This window comes from Streptomyces sp. BHT-5-2 (assembly GCF_019774615.1).
Lineage (GTDB): Bacteria > Actinomycetota > Actinomycetes > Streptomycetales > Streptomycetaceae > Streptomyces.
On the sequence record NZ_CP081496.1, the window covers coordinates 4,828,339 to 4,845,320 of the forward strand.

General features: G+C 73.3%; 15 protein-coding genes. 6 read left to right on the forward strand and 9 right to left on the reverse strand.

Annotated features, from left to right (window positions below; genetic code table 11):
- The first annotated feature begins 24 nt into the window (after positions 1-24).
- On the forward strand, positions 25-1,056 hold the full coding sequence (locus tag K2224_RS21450; RefSeq protein WP_221908137.1) for a methyltransferase: 1,032 nt from the start codon (positions 25-27) through the stop codon (positions 1,054-1,056).
- A gap of 85 nt (positions 1,057-1,141) precedes the next feature.
- Here the strand turns inward: K2224_RS21450 and K2224_RS21455 are convergent, their stop codons facing one another.
- From K2224_RS21455 to K2224_RS21485, 7 genes are all read right to left on the reverse strand, one after another.
- On the reverse strand, positions 1,142-1,474 hold the full coding sequence (locus K2224_RS21455) for a TcmI family type II polyketide cyclase (RefSeq protein ID WP_221908138.1): 333 nt from the start codon (positions 1,472-1,474) through the stop codon (positions 1,142-1,144).
- 66 nt (positions 1,475-1,540) lie between these two features.
- On the reverse strand, positions 1,541-2,017 hold the full coding sequence (locus tag K2224_RS21460) for an SRPBCC family protein (protein WP_221908139.1): 477 nt from the start codon (positions 2,015-2,017) through the stop codon (positions 1,541-1,543).
- 2 nt (positions 2,018-2,019) lie between these two features.
- Positions 2,020-2,283: an acyl carrier protein gene (locus K2224_RS21465; RefSeq protein ID WP_221908140.1), complete on the reverse strand. Its 264-nt coding sequence runs from the start codon at positions 2,281-2,283 to the stop codon at positions 2,020-2,022.
- Positions 2,284-2,295: 12 nt separating this feature from the next.
- Positions 2,296-3,546 carry a beta-ketoacyl synthase N-terminal-like domain-containing protein gene (locus K2224_RS21470; RefSeq protein ID WP_221908141.1) on the reverse strand — a complete coding sequence of 417 codons (1,251 nt, stop codon included), beginning with the start codon at positions 3,544-3,546 and terminating at the stop codon, positions 2,296-2,298.
- A complete protein-coding gene (locus K2224_RS21475; RefSeq protein WP_221908142.1) occupies positions 3,543-4,811 on the reverse strand; it encodes a beta-ketoacyl synthase in 1,269 nt (422 codons plus the stop codon). The genes K2224_RS21470 and K2224_RS21475 overlap by 4 nt, the downstream gene beginning before the upstream one ends.
- Positions 4,808-5,242 (reverse strand): cupin domain-containing protein, encoded by a 435-nt coding sequence (locus K2224_RS21480; RefSeq protein ID WP_221908143.1) that lies wholly within the window; start codon positions 5,240-5,242, stop codon positions 4,808-4,810. The genes K2224_RS21475 and K2224_RS21480 overlap by 4 nt, the downstream gene beginning before the upstream one ends.
- A gap of 150 nt (positions 5,243-5,392) precedes the next feature.
- The gene (locus tag K2224_RS21485) at positions 5,393-6,520 is read right to left on the reverse strand and encodes a SchA/CurD-like domain-containing protein (RefSeq protein ID WP_221908144.1); all 1,128 of its coding nucleotides are present in this window, start codon (positions 6,518-6,520) and stop codon (positions 5,393-5,395) included.
- 290 nt (positions 6,521-6,810) lie between these two features.
- On the opposite strand from K2224_RS21485, the gene K2224_RS21490 reads away from it, so the two are divergent.
- Both K2224_RS21490 and K2224_RS21495 read left to right on the forward strand, forming a co-directional pair.
- The gene (locus K2224_RS21490) at positions 6,811-8,445 is read left to right on the forward strand and encodes an FAD-dependent monooxygenase (protein ID WP_221908145.1); all 1,635 of its coding nucleotides are present in this window, start codon (positions 6,811-6,813) and stop codon (positions 8,443-8,445) included.
- 483 nt (positions 8,446-8,928) lie between these two features.
- Positions 8,929-9,417: a glutathione peroxidase gene (locus tag K2224_RS21495; RefSeq protein ID WP_221908146.1), complete on the forward strand. Its 489-nt coding sequence runs from the start codon at positions 8,929-8,931 to the stop codon at positions 9,415-9,417.
- Between the two features lie 141 nt (positions 9,418-9,558).
- On the opposite strand, the gene K2224_RS21500 is transcribed toward K2224_RS21495, so the two are convergent.
- Complete coding sequence (locus K2224_RS21500) at positions 9,559-10,374, reverse strand: CPBP family intramembrane glutamic endopeptidase (protein ID WP_221908147.1); 816 nt, start codon at positions 10,372-10,374, stop codon at positions 9,559-9,561.
- Between the two features lie 196 nt (positions 10,375-10,570).
- Between K2224_RS21500 and K2224_RS21505 the strand changes: the two genes are divergently transcribed.
- The 3 genes from K2224_RS21505 (at position 10,571) to lnt (ending at position 16,049) form a co-directional block, all read left to right on the forward strand.
- Positions 10,571-12,157 (forward strand): GAF domain-containing sensor histidine kinase, encoded by a 1,587-nt coding sequence (locus K2224_RS21505; protein WP_221908148.1) that lies wholly within the window; start codon positions 10,571-10,573, stop codon positions 12,155-12,157.
- 205 nt (positions 12,158-12,362) lie between these two features.
- The gene (locus K2224_RS21510; RefSeq protein ID WP_221909861.1) at positions 12,363-14,267 is read left to right on the forward strand and encodes an ABC transporter ATP-binding protein; all 1,905 of its coding nucleotides are present in this window, start codon (positions 12,363-12,365) and stop codon (positions 14,265-14,267) included.
- A gap of 204 nt (positions 14,268-14,471) precedes the next feature.
- Positions 14,472-16,049, forward strand: coding sequence for an apolipoprotein N-acyltransferase (lnt, locus tag K2224_RS21515; protein WP_221908149.1), 1,578 nt, complete (start codon positions 14,472-14,474; stop codon positions 16,047-16,049).
- Here lnt and K2224_RS21520 read toward each other — a convergent pair.
- Positions 16,012-16,926: a Gfo/Idh/MocA family protein gene (locus tag K2224_RS21520; protein ID WP_221908150.1), complete on the reverse strand. Its 915-nt coding sequence runs from the start codon at positions 16,924-16,926 to the stop codon at positions 16,012-16,014. The two genes, lnt and K2224_RS21520, sit on opposite strands and share 38 nt — an antisense overlap.
- Positions 16,927-16,982: the final 56 nt, after the last annotated feature.

Here is a 16,982-nt window from a genome sequence, read left to right on the forward strand (position 1 = left end):
ACGTCAACGGAGAAACGAGGCGGCATGACCACCGTGAGCCCCACCCCCCAGCCCACCATGCGGCTGCGGGAACTCGTCTTCGGTGCCGCGTGCGCGGCGGCCGTCCGGGCGGCCGCCCGGCTCCGCGTGGCCGACGCACTGGGCGAGCAGCCCACCGCGGTGGCGGAGCTGGCCGCCGCGGTGGGCACCGAACCACGGCCGCTGCAACGGCTGTTGCGGGCGCTGGCCTGCTACGGGATCTTCGAGGAGACCGAGGACGGGTCGTTCGCGCACACCGAGATGTCGCGGCTGCTGCGGGAGGACGCCCCGAACAGCCTGCGCTACATCACGCTGTGGTGCACCGAGCCGTGGACCTGGGAGGCGTGGCCGCGGCTGGACGACGCGGTGCGCTCGGGCCGGAACGTCTTCGAGGACCTCTACGGCAAGGGGTTCTTCGACTACCTGCACGAGGACGCCCGGGACTCCGCCCAGGTCTTCGACCGGGCGATGACCACCTCCAGCCGGCAGTCCGCCCGCGACATCGTCGAACTCCTCGACCTCACCGGGGTGTCGTCGGTCGCGGACATCGGCGGCGGGCAGGGCCACGTCCTGGCCGGCCTGCTGGAGAAGTACCCGGCGCTGCGCGGCACCCTGCTGGACCTGCCGTCGGTGGTGGGCAGCGCCGACCCCCGGCTCCGCGAAGGCGGTGCGCTGGCCGACCGGGCGCGGATCGTGCCCGGCGACTGCCGGGAGGACATCCCCGTGCAGGCCGACCTCTACATCATCAAGAACATCCTGGAGTGGGACGACGAGAGCACCCGGCGGACGCTGGCGAAGGTCGTCGAGGCGGCCCGGCCCGGTGCCCGGGTGGTGGTCATCGAGAACCTCGTCGACGAGAGTCCGTCGATGAAGTTCACCACCGCCATGGACCTGCTGCTGCTCCTGAACGTGGGCGGGGCCAAGCACTCCAAGGAGAGCCTGGTGCGGCACCTGGCCGAGGCGGGGCTGCAGGTCCACGACATCGTGGAGGTCAACCCGTATCTGCACGCCTTCGAGTGCACCGTCCCGGCGAAGTGAGGCGGGCGTGAGCGGTCCGGCGGACACCGCGGCGGCCTCCCCGCCCGGCATAGCGGGGAGGCCGTGCACCGTGCGCCGGCCGGGATCAGCCGGTGCCGTCCCGCTCCCAGCGGTAGAACTGCCGGGCCATGGCGTCCTCGGGACTGCGCCAGGTCTCCGGGTCGTAGGCGCTGACGTACGCCGACAGCCGCCGGCTGACGGACCGGAACTCCGGGTGCCCGTGCACCTTGGCGATCTCCGGGCCGGGCGGCGCGTCGGACTCGATGAGGTGCAGGTACACGTCGCCGAACTGGAACAGCGTCCGCCGGTTGACGCCCACCAGGTGGGGCAGCTCCGTGCGGTCCGAGGCCGCGAAGACCTCGGCGATGTCGGGAGCCGAGCCGGGCTTCATCCGGGCGACGATCAGAGCGTGGTGCATCGGGGAGGTTCCCTTCGTTGCCGCCGGGCGGCGGTCCGGGGTGGGGCCGAGGGGGCGTCGGGCGCGTCAGTCGACCGGGGCACCGGCGCGCAGTTCGCGGTCGCGCTGCTCGATCCGGTCCCGGATGAGCTCCATCTGGACCCGGGAGTTGCGGTTGATGTGCTCGGTCATGCCCCGGTCGTCGATCGGGGCCTCGGGCTTCATGGCGAAGTCCTGGGTCCAGTGCATCGAGGTGCCGCCGGGGATCTCCTTGTACTTCCAGAAGATGTCCATGAACTTGAACGGGCCGGTCTCCACGCGGCGGGCGCGGACGGTCAGCGCGCCGCGGTCGGGGGTCCGCTCGGAGACCCAGCTCCAGACCTTGCCGTTCTCGTCGGGGTGCATGGTCAGCCGGAAGGTGGTCGTCTCGCCCTCGCGGGAGAGCACCTCGACGGAGGCGTACTCGCTGAAGAGCCGCGTCCAGTTCCGCAGGTCGTTGGTCATGTCCCAGACGAGGCTGAGCGGGGCGGCGATGGTGATCTCGTTCTCGGTGTGGCCGGGCATGTTCAGGCTCCTGTCGTCGTGACGGTGTCGGTGTTGACCAGGTCGAGGAAGTCGCGTGGGGTCTTGGCGCGTTCGGCGTCGGGCGGCAGCGTCCGGCCGTACCGGTTCTCCAACTCGCCCACGATGCCGAGCAGGCCCAACGAGTCCAGGCCGTACTCGGCGAAGGTCGCCTCGGGCCGGTCCGCCATCTCCGTCGGGTCGACGGTGAGACCGGCCGTCGACTTCATCAGCGCGGCCAGTTCGTCGAGGGTCAGTCGAGCGGTCATGGGGTTCTCCTCTCAGGAGGGGGACTTCTCGCACCGCCGCAGCACCAGCGCCGCGTTGGAGCCCATCAGTCCCCGGCTCAGCACCAGCGCCGTCTGGAGTTCGGCGGGCCGGGACCTGCCGGTCACCACGTCGAGGTCCACGTCGATCTCGACGATGTTGGGGGTCGGGGGCACGACGGAGCCCTCCATGGAGAGCACCGCGGCCGCGATGTCCAGGACGGGGGCACCGCTGTACGCCCGGCCGAAGCCGGTCTTGGGTGCGGTCACCGGCACCTCCGAGGCGTGCCGGCCCAGCGCGTCGGCGAGCGCCTGCGCCTCGGCCCGGTCCGCCGCGAGCACCCCGAGGGCGTCCGCGAACACCACGTCGATCTCCTCGGGGGCGCAGCCGGCCTCCGCCAACGCGCCCTGGATCGCCCGCGCCAGGCCCTCCCGGGACGCGTCCCAGAGGGCGGCCCCGGTGAAGGTGGCGGCGTGACCGGCGAGCACGGCCCGGGGCCGGGAGCCCCGGTCCACCGCGGCGTCCCGCTCCTCGACGACGAGCATCGCGCCGCCCTCGGCGGGCACGAACCCGCACGCCGAGGCGGTGAACGGGCGGTAGGCGCGGTCCGGTTCGACGGCGCGGCTGAGGTCCTCGTAGCCGAGCTGGCAGACCACCGAATACGGGGCCAGCGGTGCTTCGGCGGCACCCACCACCACGGCGTCGGTGCCGCGGTGGATGGCGCGGCTGGCGTGCGCCAGTGCGTCCAGCCCGCCCGCCTCGTCGCTGGCCACCACCCCGCACGGCCCCTTGAAGCCGCCGCGGATGGAGATCTGGCCGGTGCTGGCCGCGTAGAACCAGGCGATCGACTGGTACGGGCCGACATGGCGCGAGCCCTGGCCCCACAGGTGCTGGAGCTCCCGCTGGCCGAACTCGCCGCCGCCGGAGCCGGCCGCCGTCACCACTCCCACCGCGAACGGCGAGCGGTTGTAGTCGGCCCGGCCCAGCAGGGCGTCGTCCAGCGCGAGGTTGGCCGCGGCCATCGCGAAGTGCGTGAACCGGTCGGTCTGGACGAGGAAGCGCTCCTCGATCAGCTCGGTCGGGTCAAAGTCGCGGACCTCTCCGGCGACCTTCAGGGGCAGCTCCTCGCACCCCTCGCGGGTGACCCTGTCGAGGACGCTGATGCCCTCCTTGGTGGCCTTCCAGAAGGCTTCGGTGTTGGCCCCGTTGGGGGCGATCACCCCGATGCCGGTGACGACGGAACAGCGTGTGCGCGGGGAACTCATCGGGTCCTCCCACCCGGGCGGGTCAGGACCACGGCCGACTGGAAGCCGCCGAATCCGCTGCCCACGGACAGCACCGACCGCAGCGGCACTTCCCGTGCGGTCTTCGGCACGTAGTCGAGGTCGCACTCCGGGTCCGGGTTCTCGTAGTTGGCGGTCGGCGGGACCACCTGATGGATCAGGGCCAGGACGCAGGCGACGACCTCGATCGCGCCGATCGCGCCCAGCGAGTGGCCCACCATCGACTTGATCGAGCTCATCGGCACCTTGTAGGCGTGGGCGCCCAGCGACTTCTTGACCGCGGCGGTCTCGTGGCGGTCGTTCTGCTTGGTGCCCGAGCCGTGCGCGTTGATGTAGTCGACCTGGGTGGGGTCGAGCTGCGCGTGGGCCAGCGAGCGGTTGATCGCCTCGGCCATCTCCAGACCCTCCTGGGTCAGGCCGGTCATGTGGTAGGCGTTGCCGAAGGTGTTGTAGCCACGGATCTCGCAGTGGACGGTGGCACCGCGGGCCCGGGCGTGCTCCAGCTCCTCCAGGACGAGGACGGCGCCGCCCTCGCCCATGACGAACCCGTCGCGCCGGGCGTCGAACGGCCGGGAGGCGTGGGCGGGGTCGTCGTTGTTGGCGGAGGTGGCCTTGATGGCGTCGAAGCAGGCCACCGTGATCGGGGAGATCGGCGAGTCCGAGGCGCCCGCGACGCAGACGTCGGCCCGGCCCTCCTCGATGGTGTGGAAGGCGTAACCGATCGCGTCCAGGCCGGAGGTGCACCCCGTGGAGACGGTCTGCACCGGCCCGTGCGCGCCGATCTGCTCGGCGACTGCGGACGCCAGCGAACTGGGCGAGAAGGCCCGGTGCAGATGCGGCCCGGCGGGCCGGGGGTCCACGTCCCAGCGGCGGCCGAACTCGCTGACCGCCACGTAGTCGTGCTCCAGGCGCGTGGTGCCGCCGACCGCGGTGCCCAGGGACACCCCGATCCGCCAGGGGTCCTCCCGCTCCACGTCCAGGCCGGCCTCCCGCAGCGCCTCGGCCGCGGCGACCAGCGCGAACTGGATGTACCGGTCCGACCTGGCCACCTGCTCCTCGTCCAGACCGTGCGCGGCCGGGTCGAAGTCGCACTCGGCGGCGATCCGGGACCGGAAGCCGGTCGGGTCGAAGAGGGTGATGCCGCGGGTGGCCGTGCGGCCGGCGGACAGCAGGTCCCAGAAGGCCGGGATGCCCACGCCGCCGGGGGCGACGACACCGAGGCCGGTGACCGCCACGCGGCGGTTCATGACACCGGCTCCGGTCGTTCGGGTGGGGCGGCCGGGGTGCTCGCCTCGGCGCCCTCGGTGTCGACGTGCCCCAGTTCCGGCCGCGGCGCCAGCGGGCCGAGGTGGAAGACCATCCGGGCCTCGGTGTCCCCGACGTTGCGGAAGCGGTGCCGCATGTACGGCGGGATCATCAGCCCCTGGTCCGGGCGCAGCGCGTACGTCTCCCCGTCGAGGTCGACCTCCAGGGAACCCTGGACGACGTACACGAACTCCTCGGAATACGGGTGGTAGTGCTCCCCGATGTGCTCGCCGGGCTGGACCAGTGCCATGCCCATGAAGCCGCTCGTGGCGCCCACCGCGCTGGGTGTCAGCATGGCGCGCAGGTCACCTCCGCGCCGGCGGTTGGGCTGGGTCTCGCTGAGGTCCACGATGCGTGGGCGGTGCGTGGTCATGGCTGATTCCTCCAGGGCGTGATGCCGGTGGACGGGTGGAACGGTGAGGGCAGGGCGGACGTGAGCACGGGGAGAAGGGGCGGGGCGGGCGAGAAGGGGGAACGGCCGGGTGCGGCCGGTGGCCCGTGGACGGCCGGGCGGACGGCGCGCTCAGGCGCCGGGGGCCCGGCGGTCGGTGACGAGGTCCATGTCGGCGCGGGCCAGGAAGCGCGCGAGGTCGCGGTCGCTGGTCAGACCGCCGGCCACGTCGCCGTCGAGCAGCCGCCGCAGCGCGGCGAGGCTGCGGGGGCCACGGGCCCCGAGGGACACCAGCGGGTCGCGGTCGAGCGGGACCCGCAGGTCGACGAGGCGGACGACGATGTCGTCGCGCTGGAAGACCGTGCTGCTGTGGACGGGGCACACCGGGTCGTCGGCGGCCTCCTCGTCCTGACGGGCCAGCAGCTTGGCCAGCGACAGGCCGCAGCCGTCCTTCGCCGGGTAGAAGAGCGCATGCCGCTCGAGGTCCCGGGAGTCCCGGGGCTCCCGGCCGCCGATCGCCACGTGGTGGACCGCGGGCAGCGCGGCGCGGGTGAAGAACACCCGGGCGGAATCGGGGTCGTTGAGGTCCCGGTCCTGCTCCAGGTACGGGTTGATGGCCTCCTCGACGGCCCGGACCTCGGGCTGCCGGGAGACATGGCGCAGCGCGGCGACCAGGTCGCCCTGCACCTCGATGGTCCGCACGACGCGGTTGCCGTACATGAAGAGGGAGGTGCGGAGCAGCCGGGTGCCGGCGTCGACCCGGGCCTCGGGGGAGGTGTAGCCGGAGAGGATGTCGGCCACCATCGACTCGCTGCCGGGCTTCACGGTGAAGGTCAGCGCGTGCCGGACCACGCCGTCCCCGACCCGGGGGTGCGCCTGGAGCCGGCCCCGCGCGGACTCGGGGGCACCGGCGGCCGCACCGGAGGTCTCGCGCAGGACGCTGAAGCGCAGGGAGCGGGTATCGCGTACGCAGCTGTGCAGCGGCTGCACCATCTTCACGTGCTCCTCGCTGTTGACCCAGGCGAGGAACGGCGGAGCGCTCTCCCATTCGCTGGTGATCAGCCACTGGGAGGGGTTCTCGATGGACTGGCACAGCTGGTCGCTGAGGTGCCCGGGGACCGACGCGACCTGGTTCCGCAGCTGCTCGTAGGCTTCCAGGAACTGCTGCTGGGCACCTTCCCGCAGGTCCAGCAGGAGCACGACCCGGAGTCTGGATCCGTCGAAGGCGGACTGCGATATTCGTTCCGACAGCGGTGTCATCGTCTACGCATCTCCTCCGGGGCGGCGGGCCCCTGTGGTGCGTCGTCAGTTCCGGGCGAACCGGGATTCCGGTGCCTCCGGCACGCCCGGTGCGATCCGGGCGACTGAGCCGGATGGGGGACCTCCGGCCCCGGCGTGTCGCGGGCGGCGGTCCGGATTCGATCGTGGCCAAGACCCACGGTCGGCGCGAGATCTGTGAGCCATGCAGGTGAACCCTGATGGAAGGCACCACGGGCCGGGCATGCGTTGCTCCATCTCCCGTCTGCGTCGCTGGAGCTGGAGCCAAGCACATGAACCCGAAGGCCGAAGACCGGGTGCCGGTACTGATCGTGGGCGGGTCCCTGGTGGGCCTGTCCGCCTCCCTGTTCCTGGGGCGGCTGGGCGTCCCGCACGTCCTGGTCGAGAAGCACCCGGCCACCTCGCGGCATCCACGCGGACGGGGGAACAACGTCCGCACGATGGAGCTGTACCGGGTGGCCGGCGCCGAGCGCCGGATCCAGGAGGCGGCCTCGGTCCTCGCCGACAACCACGGGATCCTCCAGGCCCGTTCACTGACCGGCGACGAACAGGAGTGGCTGTTCCGGGAGATCGACCCGGGCGGCGCGCTGGCCCGCTTCAGCCCGTCCCGGTGGTGCCTGTGCAGCCAGAACGACCTGGAGCCGGTGCTGCTGGAGTGCGCCCGCGAGCTGGGCGGCGACCTGCGGTTCCACACCGAGCTGATGACGTGCGACCAGGACGCCGACGGCGTGACCGCGGTCGTCAAGGACCGGAACACCGGCGAGCACACCACTCTCCGCGCCGACTACCTCGTCGCCGCGGACGGGCCGCGCAGCCCGGTGCGGGAGCGGCTGGGCATCGGCCGGTCCGGCCCCGGCGACCTCTTCCACAACGTCAGCATCACCTTCCGGGCCCCGGAGCTGGCCGACGCGGTCGGCGACCGCCGCTTCATCGCCTGCTACCTGACGAATCCGGAGGCCGACGGGGCGCTGCTGCCCGTGGACAACCGCGCGGAGTGGGTCTTCCACGCGCCCTGGCACCCCGACCGGGGCGAGACCCTGGAGGACTTCACCGACGCGCGCTGCATCGAGCACATCCGCCGGGCGACCGGCGTACCGGGCATGGCGGTCGAGATCACCGGCAAGGCTCCCTGGCACGCCGCGGAGCGGGTCGCCGAGCGGTACTCCGCGGGCCGGATCCTCCTCGCCGGCGACGCCGCCCACGAGATGTCCCCGACGGGCGCGTTCGGCTCCAACACCGGCATCCAGGACGCGCACAACCTCGCCTGGAAGCTCGCCGCGGTCCTCGACGGCTCCGCGGACCCCGCGCTGCTGGACACCTACGAGGAGGAGCGCCGGCCGGTGGCCGAGGTGACCAGCGCCCGCGCCTCGGCCCGCTCCGCCGAGCACAGCCACCCCGGCTACGACCCGGGCCCCGGGGGCGGCGGCCGGCAGCGCGGGGTGCTGACCGTCGCGCTCGGCTACTGCTATCCGCGCGGCGCGGTCATCGGCGCCGACCCCGAACTCCCGGTCGTTCCCGAGCGGATGCGGCTGACCGGCGAGCCGGGCACCCGGGCTCCGCACCTGTGGGTGCACGCGGACGGCGAGCGGCGCTCCACGCTGGACCTCTACGAGCGGTCGTTCGTCCTGCTGACCGGCACCGAGGACGGCAAGATCTGGCGCGCCGCGGCGGAGGCCGCCGCAGCGCACTGGACGGCCCGGCTGGACCACTACCGCGTGGGCACCGACGCCGACGCCGACCTGGTCCCGGAGGGCGGCACCGACTGGGCCGAGGTGCACGGGACGGCGCCGGAGGGCGCGGTGCTGGTGCGGCCGGACGGCTTCGTGGGGTGGCGCGCGGAGGGACGCGTCGCCGACCCGGAGGGCGCGCTGCGCGAGGTGCTCGGCGGCCTGCTCCGCCGGGCCTGAGCCGACCGGCCCGAACCGACCGGGGCGGCCGGGCCGGTCCACGGACGGCAGCGCGCCGGGGGGCCGGCGAGCGGTCGCCCCCGTCCACCACCGACCATCGCGCACACATCTCCCGCCCTCTGGAACGTATCTTCTGACCGTCACCGCCGCAGGGGTCATCTGGCGCGTGACCGGCCCCGTGCCGCAACTCCCAAGGCGATGTGGTGTTGAGTCCGGGCATGGACGCCAAGAAGACCGCGGGGCCTTCCTTGCACCGCATCTCGCTGCCGCACCAGCCGCCCCGGCTGCCGCCGCCCGCCGCCCGGCGGTCCGCCGAGGAGGACACGCCGATCTTCGACCAGCTGCTCAGGGAGTGGCGGGCCGGCGAGCTGCGGCCGGCGGTCACCTGGCCGGTCGACGATCCGGGGAAGATCAGGCCGGGCACGGTTGTTGGGGGCGATGACGGATGTCCCCGTCCACGGAACCGCATTGAGGAGCCCGAGCATGAGCCTGTACGACATCCCGCTGCGCACCCTGACCGGTGAGCCCGCCTCCCTCGCCGACTACGAAGGCAAGGCGTTGCTGGTGGTGAACGTGGCGTCCAAGTGCGGGCTGACCCCGCAGTACACGGGGCTGGAGCGGCTCCAGCAGCTGTTCGCCGACCGTGGTTTCAGCGTTCTGGGCTTCCCCAGCAACCAGTTCGCGGGCCAGGAACCGGGCACGGCCGAGGAGATCGCGACGTTCTGCTCGACGACGTACGGCGTCAGCTTCCCGCTGTTCGAGAAGACCGACGTCAACGGCGCGGACCGGCACCCGCTGTACGCCGAACTCACCGCCACCCCGGATGCCGAGGGCACGGCCGGCGACGTCCAGTGGAACTTCGAGAAGTTCCTCATCGACCACACCGGCACGGTGGCCGCCCGCTTCCGCCCGCGCACGGAGCCGGAGGCGGCGGAGCTGGTGGCGGCAATCGAGGCAGCACTGCCGGCCTGATCCGCGGCGTCCCGGCGGCGGGCCCGGCCGGTGCGCGGCGCCGGCCGGGCCCGGGCGACTGTGCGGCCGTCCCTGGTCAGGCGTAGCTGCCGCCCCGATCCGGGGGCTGCCCGGTCCAGCCTGCGAACCGCAGTACGGCCGTCACGGTACGAGGTTCAGCAGGAGGGCGATGGTCCCGAACGTCTGCAGGACGAAGGTCGTGCCGGCGTGCATCCCGATCGACACCCGAAGATCCTGCTTCCGCCAGGCGAACCAGGGCCCCGGGAGAAAGAAGATCACCCGGGACAGGAACACCCATGGCGTCCACAGGTGGTAGAGCGAGAACAGCACCGTGCTGACCACCGGCGCCCACCGGCCCAGTCGGGACAGGCGGGCCATCAGAAAGCCGCGGAAGTAGAGCTCCTCGATGACCGGGAAGGACAGCCCGGTCAGCGGAATGCACACCGCCAGCGCGGTCAGCATGACCGAGTGCGGGTATCCGGCGAGGACGTCGGTGACGCCACCGCCCGCACCCTCGAAGGGAACCCACCGAAACAGCGACCGGTAGAAGAAGTTGTCCATGGGGGTGAGGAGGGATGACACCGCCAGGAACCAGAGGATCAGGGGGAGGACGAGGGCCACGAGCTTCCGGCGCGGGATCGGCTCGTCCAGGTAGTGCACCACTCCGCGCAGCGAGAACCCGCCGTTGCGCCGGCGGCCCAGCCACAGCAGCAGGCCGAGCTCGAACGGCACGAGCGCCAGCAGCATGGCGACCGCCCAGCCCAGGAACGGCGGATATCCGAGGGACTTGACCAGTGGTTCGGCGACGAGCAGGTAGACGGCGACGATCAGCGCTCCGGGGGCGAAGTGCAGCGCGATGGAGAGTGGCAGCGAGTGGCGGTCGGCCAGCAACCGCTCGGCGATTCGGCTCGGTCGGGCGCCTGCTGTCGTGGACAGGGGCTTCCGTATGGTTTCCATGCAGGGGACGATCGTCCGGTCCGTGGACACAGCGCTGACGTGGCGCTGACATGGCGTCTAAATGGCACACCGACGGACCGACAGTGCAGGGCGGCGGTGCGGCCGGCCCGATGTCCTCCTTGCGGGCGAATTAGACTGGCCGCAGCCGTATCGTTTCGCCTCGTTTCCGCGCTGCGCCGAACCAGAAGCCGTCTTCATGCCGCCTGCGTCGCCGTCCCCCGAGCCCACCGACCCGCATGCCGGGGCCGGGGTCGAGGGCTCGGCGGCGGAGCTCGCCGAGCGGACCGCGCAGAGCCTGCGGCATCTGGCCGGCGGTCCGCTGTCCCGGCTGCCGCAGCTGCTGGAGGCGATGGTCGCGATCGGCTCCGACCTGGACGTGCACCGGGTGCTGCACCGGATCGCCGAGACCGCCGCGTCGCTGACCGGCGCCCGTTACGCGGCCGTGGAGGTGCTGGACGAGGACGGCGAGGGGCTGCGCGACCTGATCACCCACGGCAGCCCGCCCAAGGGCCGGCCGGCCGCCCCGTTCGCCCTCCGGGTGCCGATCAAGGTGCAGGGCGAGCTGTTCGGGAGCGTCTTCCTGGCCGGGAAGGTGGACGGCGTGGCGGCGGGGGCCGCTGCGCGCGACGGGCGGTTCGGCGAGGTCGACCTCCAGCTGGTGCGGGTGCTGGCGACCGAGGCCGGGATCGCCATGGGCAACGCCCGGATGCATGCCGCGGCCCGGCAGCGCAGGCGCTGGATCGACGGCGCGGCGTCGGTGACCACGGCACTGCTGGCCGGGCCGGAGACCGGTTCCACGACCGAGCACGCGCTGACGGTGGTCGCCGAGAAGGGCCGGGAGCTGGCCGAGGCGGCGACCGGGGCGGTGCTGCTGCCGCAGCCGGACGGCGCGATGGAGGTGGTGGCGATCTCCACGGAGCTGCCCGAGCCCGTGCGCGCGGAGGCGTACGGGGGCACGATCCCGCCGGAGAGCCCGGTGCTGCACCGGATCCACGCCGGGCTGGCGGTCTTCTCCGACGACTTCGCCGGCGATCCGCGTTCGATCTCCCCGCTGTCGCGCCACTACGGGCCGACGATGCTGCTGCCGTTGCGCAGCAGCGGCCGGGTGCTGGGCGCGCTGGCCCTGTGCCGGGCGTCCGGCGGGCCCCGCTTCACGCATATGGAGCGGACGCTGGGCGCTCAGTTCGCGTCCCAGGCGGCGCTGGCGCTGGTCCTGGCCGACCGCCACCGCGACCGGGAGCGGCTCGCGGTCTACGAGGACCGGGACCGGATCGCCCGGGATCTGCACGACCTGGTGATCCAGCGGCTGTTCGCCACCGGGATGCTGCTGGAGAGCGCCCAGCGCACGGCCGAACTCCCGGAGGTCAAGGAGGACATGGGGCGGGCGGTGGACGAGCTGGACGCCACGATCCAGGAGATCCGTACCGCGATCATCGCGCTCCAGCAGGGGCCGCCGGAGGCGCCGGCCGGGCCGCGCACCCGGATCCTGCGGGAGGCCGGCGCGGCCACGGCGGTGCTGGGCGCCCGGCCGTCGGTGCAGTTCGTCGGGCCGGTGGACGCGCGGGTCGGTGCGGAATGCGCCCGGGAGCTGGTGGCGGCAGTCGGGCGGGCGTTGGCGGAGGTGGCGCGGACGGCGACCTCGGCGCGGGTCGTCGTGGACGCGACCGCCGTCCTGGCCGACGGCCGGGAGGTGGTGCGGATGACGGTGACCGGTGAGGGCGGCGGGGAGAGCACGGAGGGTCCGGCCGGGCCGGTGGTCTGGGAGCGGCCCCTTCAGCCGTAGGGCCGGGGCCCGGGCGCGGCACGGGGGCGAGGCGGTGGCGGGCGTGGCGGTGTGGCCCGGTTGCGGGGACGGGCGCGGTCCGATCGTCCCCCCGGGGTGACGGTGATCGGAATCCCTTGACCTAAAGATTGGTTGAGGTTCTAGGTTCTTTCGTGTCGCCGGTGCTCACGGCGATCCCGTGACGACCGGCAAACAGGAGGCCGCGATGGACATGGAAGTCACCGCCTGGCATTCGCTGCACAGCACGATGAACGCCCAGCGGGGCAGGCACCGCTTCTCCAGGGGGACGCTGCGCCGGATCGCGGGCTTCGCCCGACCGCGCCGCCGGATGCTGGTGTGGTTCCTGGTGCTGAGCACCGTCACCGCGGTGCTCGCGGTGGCCACCCCGCTGCTCGCCGGGCGGGTGGTGGACGCGATCGTCGGCGGCCGGTCGGCCGGGCTCGTCGTGGAACTGTCCGGACTGATCGCGGCCATCGCGCTGGCCGAGGCGGGGCTGGGGCTGCTGACCCGCTGGCTGTCGGCGAGCATCGGCGAGGGCCTCATCCTGGACCTGCGCACCACCGTCTACGACCACGTCCAGCGGATGCCGATCGCCTTCTTCACCCGCACCCGCACCGGGGCCCTGGTCAGCCGCCTCAACAACGATGTGATCGGCGCCCAGCGGGCGTTCAGCGACACCCTCTCCGGAGTCGTCAGCAACATCGTCACCCTGCTGCTCACGCTCGGCGTGATGCTCAGCCTGTCCTGGCAGATCACGCTGATCGCGCTGGTGCTGCTGCCGGTGTTCGTGCTGCCCGCCCGGCTGGTCGGCCGGCGGCTGGCGGCACTGCGGCGGGAGGGCGCCGACCACAACGCCGCGATGGGCACCCAGATGACCGAGCGGTTCTCCGCGCCCGGCGCCACCCTGGTGAAGCTGATGGGCCGGCCGTCCCGCGAGTCCGCCGAGTTCGCCGCCCGGGCCCGCCGGGTGCGCGACATCGGCGTCCGCTCGGCGATGGTGCAGACGTACTTCGTCACCGCGCTCACCCTCGTCTCCGCGCTGGCGCTGGCCGTGGTCTACGGGCTGGGCGGCTTCCTGGCGCTGCGCGGGCAGTTGGAGGCGGGCTCGATCGTCTCGCTGGCCCTGCTGCTCACCCGGCTCTACGCCCCGCTGACCGCCCTGTCCGGCGCGCACATCGAGGTGATGAGCGCGCTGGTCAGCTTCGAGCGGGTCTTCGAGGTGCTGGACCTGGAGCCGCTGATCACCGAGCGGCCGGACGCCCGGACGGTGCCGGCGGGCCCGGTGTCGGTGGAGTTCGACGCGGTGCGCTTCGGCTACCCGTCCGCCGACAAGGTGTCACTGGCCTCCCTGGAGGAGGTCGCCACCCTCGACACCCGGGGCGGCGAGGAGGTCCTGCACGACGTCTCCTTCCGCGCCGAGCCGGGCCAGATGGTCGCCCTGGTCGGCTCCTCGGGGGCCGGCAAGTCCACCATCGCCCAGCTGCTGCCGCGGCTGTACGACGCGGATTCCGGTGCGGTGCGGCTGGCCGGCGTCGACGTCCGCGAGCTGACCGCCGCCTCGCTGCGGGACACCCTGGGCATGGTCACCCAGGACGGCCATCTCTTCCACGACTCCATCCGGGAGAACCTGCTGCTGGCCAACCCCGAGGCGGCGGAGGAAGAGCTGTGGGACGCGCTGCGCCGGGCCCGCCTGGACGAGCTGATCGCCGGCCTGCCCGACGGTCTGGACACCGTCGTCGGCGAACGCGGCTACCGCCTGTCCGGCGGCGAACGGCAGCGGCTGACCATCGCCCGGCTGCTGCTGGCCCACCCCCGGGTGGTGATCCTGGACGAGGCCACCGCCCATCTCGACAACACCTCGGAGGCGGCCGTCCAGGAAGCGCTCACCGAGGCGCTGGACGGGCGGACCGCGCTGGTCATCGCCCACCGGTTGTCGACCGTGCGGGCCGCCGACCTGATCCTCGTCGTCGAGGGCGGCCGGATCGTCGAGCGGGGGACGCACGAGACGCTGCTGGCGAGCGGCGGCCGGTACGCCGAGCTGTACCGGACCCAGTTCGCCGCCGCGGACGCCGAGCCGGAGCCGGCCCCCGTCCCCTCGCTGGTGAACTGACGACGGCGGCCACCGGACAAGGCAAGACGGACGAGAAGCCCTCGCCCCTTGGGGCGGGGGCCTCGGCGCACCCTCGACCGGAGCGGCGATCCGGGTGCACGAGAAGTGGCGGAAGCCGGGGAGGGCTGACAACCCTTGAGCGTGGCAAGAGATATCGACGGGACGTACCGGACGTTGGGCCAGGCACGGCGACAGGGAGCCCGTATGGACATACCGCTCGGCCACCGGACACGGGAGGCCGGATCCCTCTGGATCCGCGGCCCGGCCGCCGCGCTCGCCGGCGCGCTGCCCGCCCTCGCCTTCCCGGCGCCGTCCTGGTGGTGGCTGGCGTACGGGGCGCTGGTGCCGTGGCTGCTGCTGGTGCGTTCGGCGCGGACCGCCCGGCGGGCGGCGGTGTACGGGTGGCTGGGCGGCGCCGGCTTCATGCTGGCGGTGCACCACTGGCTGCTGCCGAGCCTGCATGTCTTCATCCTGGTGCTGGCGCTGCTGCTGGGTGCGCTGTGGGCACCCTGGGGGATGCTGGTGCGGGCGCTGCTGGGCGGGGCGTCGTCCGTCGGGCGGGCCGCCGCCGCGCTGGTGCTGGTGCCGTCCGGCTGGCTGATGGTCGAACTGGTCCGTTCCTGGGAGTACTTGGGCGGTCCGTGGGGACTGCTGGGCGCCAGCCAGTGGCAGGTGCCGCCCGCGCTGCGGCTGGCGTCGCTCGGCGGGGTGTGGCTGCTGAGCCTGCTGATCGTGGCGGTGAACACCGCGCTGGCCGGGCTGATCGCCGTCCCCGCGGCCCGCGCGCCGGCCGTCGCGGGCCTGCTGGTGTGCGCGCTGGCCGGCACCGCGGCCTGGCTGTGGGCGCCGCTCCCCCGGCGCGCCGGGACGGTGCGGATCGCGGTCGTCCAGCCGGGCCCCGGTGGTACGCCCGCCCAGCGGCTAGCCCGCAGCGAGGCGCTCACCGGCGCGCTGGCCGGCCGCGGGACGCGCTTGGTCGTCTGGGGCGAGAGCAGCCTCTACCAGGACCCGGCCGACCATCCGGCGCTCGCCGCCCGGCTGGCCGCGCTGTCCCGGCACACCGGCGCCGACCTGCTGGTGAACGCCGACGCGCCGGGCCGCGCGGGCACCGGGATCTCCAAGAGCGCGGTGCTGATCGGCCCGACCGGCCCGACCGGCGACCGCTACGCCAAGATGCGGCTGGTGCCGTTCGGCGAGTACATACCCGCCAGGTCCGTCCTGGGCTGGGCGACGAAGGTGGGCAAGGCCGCCGCCAGCGACCGCCGGCGGGGCACCCACCAGGTGGTGATGGCGCTGCCCGCCGCGGCCGGACTGCGGGCCGGTCCGCTGGTCTGCTTCGAGACCGCGTTCCCGGACATGAGCCGCCGACTGGCCGCCGACGGCGCGCAGCTGCTGGTGGCCCAGTCCTCGACCGCGACGTTCCAGGACAGCTGGGCACCGGCCCAGCACGCCTCCCTGGGGGCACTGCGCGCGGCGGAGACCTGGCGCCCGATGGTGCACGCCACGCTCACCGGCGTCAGCGCGGTGTACGGGCCGCGGGGCGAGCCGGTCGGCGAGCGGCTGGGCACCGACCACAGCACGGCAGCCGTCTACGACCTGCCGCTGGCCCGCGGCACCAGCCCGTACACCCGGTGGGGCGACTGGGCGGTCCAGGGGGCGGTCGCCGCGCTGCTCGTCTACGGGGCGATCGAGGCCAGCCGGGCCGTCCGACGGCGCCGCGCCGAGCGCTCCGCGGGGCCCGGGGCTAGCTCCGGGCGGCGGCCTGTGCGAGCGCCTCGGTGACCACCCGTTCGCACAGCTCGTGGGTCCGCAGCGCGTCCTGGGCCGACGGCCGCCGCCCGGCCCGGACGTCGTCCAGGAAGGCCCGCACGATCTGTTCGATGCCCCGCTGACGGGCCACCGGCTCCCAGTCGCCGCGACGGCGGACGCTCGGCTGCCCCTTGTGGTCGACGACCTCGGCAAGGTTGACGACCTGGCGCCGGGCGTCCTGCCCGGAGACGTCCAGGAGTTCCTCGACGGAGCCGCTGCGCCGGTTCATGGTGCCGAGCGCGGTGAACCCGTCGCCGGACAGCTGGAGCACCACATGGTCCATCAGGCCGTCCCGGACCCGCGCCCGGACGTCGAGGTGCTCGATCTCGCCGGGCGCGAGGAAGCGCAGGGTGTCGACGACGTGGATGAAGTCGTCGAGGACCAGCGTGCGGGGGGCCTCGGGCATCCCGGCGCGGTTCTTCTGGAGCAGGATCAGTTCGCGGGGGTGCTCCAGGCACTGCGCGTAACCGGGCGCGAAGCGGCGGTTGAAGCCGACGGCCAGACCCACCCCGCGCTCCTCGGCGAGGGCGACGATCCGCCGAGTGTCGGCGATGTCGTAGGCGATCGGCTTGTCCACGTAGGTCGGCACCCCGGCCTCGATCAACCGGGTCACCAGCTCCGGGTGGGCGACCGTGGCGGCATGGACGAAGACGGCGTCCGGCGCGGCCGCGAGCAGCCCGTCCAGATCGGCGTGGAGCTGCCGCCCGGTCAGCCGATAGGTGTCGCCGGCCTGTTGCAGCGCGACGGGGTTGCGGGTCTGCAGATGCAGCTCGATCCCGGGCTGCGCGCCCAGTACGGGGAGATACGCCTTGCGTGCGATGTCCCCGAGCCCGATGCAACCGACCTTCACTCGACTTCTCCCTTGGTTCCGCGGTCCGGTGCCCGGCCCATCGCGCGTCCGGGCAC